General features: G+C 63.3%; 5 protein-coding genes. 4 read left to right on the plus strand and 1 reads right to left on the minus strand.

Features of this window, described 5'->3' with window-relative positions; translation table 11 throughout:
* Positions 1-1,199, plus strand: a 1,199-nt coding sequence (locus tag WAN02_RS15385; protein ID WP_422265067.1) for an aromatic ring-hydroxylating oxygenase subunit alpha, incomplete at its 5' end; no start/stop codon positions are given.
* Positions 1,183-1,794 (plus strand): TetR/AcrR family transcriptional regulator, encoded by a 612-nt coding sequence (locus WAN02_RS15390; RefSeq protein WP_422265068.1) that lies wholly within the window; start codon positions 1,183-1,185, stop codon positions 1,792-1,794. The genes WAN02_RS15385 and WAN02_RS15390, both read left to right, overlap by 17 nt.
* Here WAN02_RS15390 and WAN02_RS15395 read toward each other — a convergent pair.
* Positions 1,773-2,672: a LysR substrate-binding domain-containing protein gene (locus WAN02_RS15395; protein ID WP_422265069.1), complete on the minus strand. Its 900-nt coding sequence runs from the start codon at positions 2,670-2,672 to the stop codon at positions 1,773-1,775. The genes WAN02_RS15390 and WAN02_RS15395 overlap by 22 nt on opposite strands.
* 170 nt (positions 2,673-2,842) lie before the next feature.
* Between WAN02_RS15395 and WAN02_RS15400 the strand changes: the two genes are divergently transcribed.
* On the plus strand, positions 2,843-3,583 hold the full coding sequence (locus WAN02_RS15400) for an SDR family NAD(P)-dependent oxidoreductase (protein ID WP_422265070.1): 741 nt from the start codon (positions 2,843-2,845) through the stop codon (positions 3,581-3,583).
* A gap of 91 nt (positions 3,584-3,674) precedes the next feature.
* Positions 3,675-4,568, plus strand: coding sequence for a fructose bisphosphate aldolase (locus tag WAN02_RS15405; protein WP_422265071.1), 894 nt, complete (start codon positions 3,675-3,677; stop codon positions 4,566-4,568).
* The last annotated feature ends 210 nt before the right edge of the window (positions 4,569-4,778 follow it).

The raw sequence follows: 4,778 nt of genomic DNA on the forward strand, positions 1-4,778 counted from the left end.
TGTGGCCCAGGGTATGGCAGCTCGCCTGCACCGTCGACCATGTCGCCGAACCCGGAGACTACTTCGAATACCGTTGCGGGCCCTACGCGGTCCTCATTGTTCGCGGTGACGACGGCACGCTGCGTGCTTTCCAGAACGTGTGCCGCCATCGCGGCAACTCGCTGTGCGCGGGATCCGGCTCGGACCTGCACGAGCTGCGCTGCGGCTATCACGGCTGGACGTGGGACCTGGCCGGCTCACTCAAGCGAGTCCCGAACCGCAAGGGGTTCGGGACGCTGCCGATGGCCGAGCTTCCGTTGTTCGCGGTCCGGGTCGACACCTGGGAGAGGCTGGTCTTCGTCAATCTCGATTCGAACGCGCCGCCGCTTGCCCACTACCTCGAAGCCATGCCAGACGACATCGCCTGGCTTGGGCTCGGCGACTTCCGTTGCTACGCAACCATGACCGTCGAGGTCGACGCGAATTGGAAGACGATCGCCGACGGGTTCAGCGAGACGTACCACATCCAGACGCTGCACCCGGAGCTGCACAGGTGCATGGACGACGTCTACGCACCGCAGGTCATTTGGGGACATACCGGCAAGTCCGAGCAGATCTACGGTGTGCCGAGTCCGCACCTCAAGCAGCCGCTGAGCGATGCCGATGTCTGGGACTCCTATGTCCGTACGCAGGGCGCGCTGATGGGTGTCGCAGACGGAACTCCGTTTCCGGGTGGCCACCCCGTCATGGAGATAATCGCTGAGCGGACAAGAGCTTTCGCTGTTGGACGCGGCGTCGACTTGAGCTGGGCCACTACCGATCAGGTGCTGCGGCTACACCAGTACAACATTTTTCCCAACATGACATTGTTGGCCAACGCCGACCACCTCACCGTGATGACCTCCCATCCAGGCCCCGATCCGGACCACGGCGAGCTGATGATGATGTTGTGGACACGCATGGCGCCCGGCGCTGCGCGGTCCCGGCCCGCGGATGTTCGGATGACCGCCGAGGAAGCTGAGCCGGGCCTGGTTCTCACCCAAGACATTTCGGTGCTGGCCGGGCTTCAGCGTGGTCTGCACCAACCCGGCTTCACCCACCTCACACTATCCAACGAGGAGCGGCGTGTGATCAATCTGCACCGCAATCTCGAACGCTATCTCGACCTGCCGGAGTCGGAGCGGATGACCGGAGGTGAGACAGATGACGGAACCGGTTAGCGCGCAGACGATCCTGGACACTGCCGCAGGCCTGATCGAACGGCAGGGAGTGGAGGCCTTCACCATGCGGGGCCTCGCCGAAGAACTCGGGGTGGCCGCCACGTCGATCTACTGGCATGTCGGCGGTCGCGACAAACTCTTCGACAGCCTGATCGACCGACTGCTCAGCGAGATGGCACATCTGCCCATCAACGGTGACAACCCGGTGGAACGTATTGCGTCTCTTGCCCGCTCGCAACGCAGGGTCCTGATCGAGCGGCAACACCTGCTGGCCATCGCCCACGAACGCGACCGAACGCCCACCCTGTTTCTGCCGATTCAGCAGACACTGGCCGCATTGCTTGGGGAGGTGGGCGTGACCGGAACCGATGCCGCACTTGTCCTGCGAGCGGTACAGGTTCATGTCATCTCGTCGGCGGTGATGCAGTTCTCGGCGGTTCGGGGTGCCAAACACGAGGAAGAGGACCCCTCGCTGTGGGACGACGAATGGCCCGATCAGGCGCTGGTGCGGGCGCTCCAGTCCCCCACCGACTACGACGCCGTCTTCGAATTCGGGCTCAATGCGCTACTGAGTCACCTGCCGTCAGGTGGCTGAAACGAAGCAATCAGCCGACCGACGTCCCGTCGCCGCGACTCCGCCGGCCACACCGCCCAAGTGCGGCGCACCACTGGGTTACCGACCAACGGCGACCAAGTGACGTTGTCCGGCAGAGGCTGCAGTCCGTGTTCGGGAGCAAGAGCGAAAGTCTGTCCGCCGCCGACCGCCACGAACTTCACCGAGGCGATCAGGACTTGATCATCGGCCGCTGCCGGTCCGACATCGATGCCATGGCTACGGAGTATGCCGGTCAGCTCGTCATACCAGGCGGGGCTGCTGGCGCGCGGGAAGCCTAGCCATTTCAGTTCGGCCAGTTGGTCCAGCTGGATGCCGTCGGAGTCGGCCAGTCGTGCAACAACTTTCGATGAGATGAGCACGCCAAGAGGTTCTTGAACGACGAGCATCGCGTCGAATTCAGAGCCGGAGGGCCGTTCCCGGACCAGACCCACGTCGAGTTGATCGCTGCGCAATGCCCTGATTTGCGCGGCCGTCGAGAGGTGCTGCGGAACGACGCGCGTGTTCGGGGAGTCCGCAGCGAATTTGGCGAGCGCCGTAGGCAACACGTCAGGAGCCAGCTCCAACGGAATACCAAGCCTGATGACCTCGCTGGACTCGGTGCTATAGGTGCTCATCGTCCGCACGGCCTGGTGATAGCGAGCCAGGACCGCACGCGCCTCGACGAGCAACGCCGCTCCTGCCTCGGTTGGGCGCACGCCGGTGCTAGTGCGCTCCAGCAGCGAGACGCCGAGTTCGCGTTCCAGGGCGCTCACCGTCTGCGATAACGCCGACTGGCTGACATGCAAGCGACGCGACGCCGCGGACATGCCGCCTTCCTCCGCGACCGCCACGAAAGCGTTGAGTTCTCGAAAGTCCATAACTTTTGGCTGCCTCACGCCGAAGCCGATGGCTATCAGCTCAGCTTATAGCCGCCGCTAATACCGCCGATTAGCCAAACAGATGACTCCGCTCGCAGGGCGGACTAAATAGACGTGGCACCGCGCTATTGCTCGCGACATCCGCAGTTTCCCGCGAAGGAGCAGGACCGATGACAACGACACTTGAAGGCTCGACCGCATTGGTAACCGGAGCCACCGCCGGCATTGGTCGGGCGGCAGCATTGCAACTCGCTCAACTCGGCGCCGAGGTCATCGTGCACGGGCGCAGTGCCGAACGCGGCGCTAAAGTTGTTCAGGAGATCCAAAACGCCGGGGGCACGGCACGTTTCATCACCGCCGATCTTGCACACGCCGACGACGTACGCCGGCTGGCCGCCGAAGCGGGGCCGGTCGACATCTTGATCAACAACGCCGGTGTCTACAAGTTCGGTGCGACCGTCGACACCGATGACGCGTTCTTCGATGAGCACATCAACATCAACCTGCGCGCCCCGTACATCCTGGTGCAGAAGTTGGTGCCGGGTATGGCAGAGCGCGGCCACGGCGTCGTCGTCAACCTCAGCACCGTGGCTGCCACGACTCCGGCGAAGACTGGCGGCATCTACGGTGCCAGCAAGGCCGGCGTGGAACTCCTGACCCGCGTCTGGGCTGACGAGTTCGGTCGGTCCGGTGTGCGGGTGAACGCGGTGCAGCCCGGGCCGGCTGAAACCCCCGGCACCGACGCGACGCCAGGCCTTGCGGATGCCTTTGCCGCCTACACCGCGATCGGGCGGGCCGCCTCGCCCGACGAGATCGCCAACGCCATCACGTTCCTGGCCTCTCCGGCGGCGAGCTACGTGAACGGCGCCATCCTGCAGGTCACCGGTGGTCAGCTAGCCATCGGCGGCTAATGGCTTGTTTGCGGGCATACCGGAAGTGGTAGCCGCAATGGTGACGTTGCGCGATGCTGAACGCACGGGTCGACGATGGGAAGGCCGAGGGATGACAGTGAACGAAGAGCAGCTCAATGAGATGGGTTCACGCCGTGGCTTCATTGCCGCACTGGATCAAAGCGGTGGCAGCACCCCCAAAGCGCTGGCGCTCTATGGAATACCCGAGACCGCATACGGCAACGAGGGGCAGATGTTCGACCTCATGCACGAGGCGCGCGCGCGGCTGATCGAGAGTCCCAGCTTCACCGGCGACAAGATCCTGGCAACCATTCTGTTTGAGCAGACGCTGGATCGCACCATCAACGGCGAGGACACCGTCGCGTTTCTGTGGAAGCAGAAGCACATCGTGCCGTTCGTCAAGGTCGATCAGGGGCTTGCCGACGCGCAGTACGGCGTCCAGCTGATGAAGCCGATGACGAAACTCGATTCGCTGCTCGAGCGTGCGGTCGAAAAAGGCGTCTTCGGCACCAAAATGCGCTCGTTCATCCAGGAGCCGAACGACGGCGGCATCAAGGCGATCGTCGACCAACAGTTCGACAGCGCCGAGGTAATCGCTCGGCATGGTCTGATGCCGATCATCGAACCCGAGGTCAGCATCAAATGCACTAACAAGGCCACCGCGGACCGACTGCTGATGGAAGCAATACAGGCGAAACTCGATGAGCTTCCAGAGGATCGGCAGGTCATGCTCAAGCTGACGTTGCCGGACGAGAACAATCTGTATGCCCCACTCATCGAGCATCCCCGCGTACTGCGGGTGGTGGCCCTGTCCGGCGGCTACAGCCTTGCGCAGAGCGCCGACAAGCTGGCTCACAATCACCGACTGATCGCGAGCTTTTCGCGGGCCTTGACCGAAGGCCTGACCGTCGACCAGAGCGATGCCGAATTCGACCAGAAGCTCAAGGCGAACATCGACGAAATCTATGACGCCTCGGTGACCTGACCGGACAGGCGACGCCGTGTCGGGCTCTCCATAAACTGTCTGTTAATGCTGAAAGTCCGCCACGAGCCCACCGCTACAACCCGCACCCTGCGCCTCGCATCGGGTGGCACGATCGACGCTCACCGGCACGACGACCACCAGATTGTTTACGCGGGCCGCGGAGTATTGGCCGTCACGACCGATCAAGGATCCTGGGTCGCCCCTGCCACC

This window comes from Mycobacterium sp., from assembly GCF_049281135.1.
GTDB lineage: Bacteria > Actinomycetota > Actinomycetes > Mycobacteriales > Mycobacteriaceae > Mycobacterium.

Excerpts from the sequence above, each read along its gene's own strand:
- WAN02_RS15395 (WP_422265069.1), bottom strand. The coding sequence starts at position 2,672 with ATGGACTTTCGAGAACTCAACGCTTTCGTGGCGGTCGCGGAGGAAGGC.
- WAN02_RS15390 (WP_422265068.1), top strand. The coding sequence starts at position 1,183 with ATGACGGAACCGGTTAGCGCGCAGACGATCCTGGACACTGCCGCAGGC.
- WAN02_RS15400 (WP_422265070.1), top strand. The coding sequence starts at position 2,843 with ATGACAACGACACTTGAAGGCTCGACCGCATTGGTAACCGGAGCCACC.
- WAN02_RS15405 (WP_422265071.1), top strand. The coding sequence starts at position 3,675 with ATGACAGTGAACGAAGAGCAGCTCAATGAGATGGGTTCACGCCGTGGC.